Below are 936 nucleotides of genomic sequence, written 5' to 3'. Positions count from 1 at the left end.
TTCACCCTGGTGGCCAAGCACCGCTCCAAGAACGTGCTGCTGTACCGCCAGGGCGGCATCAACTTCATCGTGAACAACGAGCCGGGCAATGCCGCCTACTTCGCCGGCGAGCACGGCGCCTCGGCCTGCGGCCTGGCGTTCCGCGTGCGCGATGCGCACAAGGCCTACAAGCGCGCGCTGGAGCTGGGCGCCCAGCCCATCGAGATCCCCACCGGCCCGATGGAGCTGCGCCTGCCCGCGATCAAGGGCATCGGCGGCGCGCCGCTGTACCTGATCGACCGTTTCGAAGACGGCAAGTCCATCTACGACATCGACTTCGAGTTTTTGCCCGGCGTGGACCTGCACCCCAAGGGCTACGGCTTCCAGGTGGTGGACCACCTCACGCACAACGTCTACCGTGGCCGCATGGCCTACTGGGCCGACTTTTATACCAAGCTGTTCAACTTCCGCGAGATCCGCTACTTCGACATCTCGGGCGAGTACACGGGCTTGACCTCCAAGGCCATGACGGCACCCGATGGCCTGATCCGCATCCCCCTGAACGAGGAATCGCGCCAGGGCGGCGGCCAGATCGAAGAGTTCCTGATGCAGTTCAATGGCGAGGGCATCCAGCACATCGCCCTGCTGACCGACAACCTGCTCGAGTCGATCGACCAGTTGCAGATGGCCGGCATCCCCCTGTTGACCGCCCCCAACGAGGTCTACTACGAGAACCTGGCCAAGCGCCTGCCCGGCCACGGCCAGCCCGTGGGCGAGCTGCAGGCCCGCGGCATTTTGCTGGACGGCACGACCGAAGGCGGCCAGCCGCGCCTCTTGCTGCAGATCTTCTCGCAGCCCATGCTGGGCCCGGTGTTCTTCGAGTTCATCGAGCGCAAGGGCAACTACCGCGAAGGTTTTGGTGAAGGCAACTTCAAGGCGCTGTTCGAATCGCTGGAG

1 protein-coding gene is annotated in these 936 nt (G+C 64.5%); it reads left to right on the top strand.

Features of this window, described 5'->3' with window-relative positions; translation table 11 throughout:
• The coding region (gene hppD, locus AC3WOH_RS34835) for a 4-hydroxyphenylpyruvate dioxygenase (protein WP_492233893.1) at nt 1–936 on the top strand (936 nt) is incomplete at both ends.

This window comes from Acidovorax sp. FW305-C-20-28 (assembly GCF_058783375.1).
The sequence above is the reverse complement of the archived record's forward strand: the minus strand, read 5'-3'. Positions and strand labels throughout refer to the sequence as shown.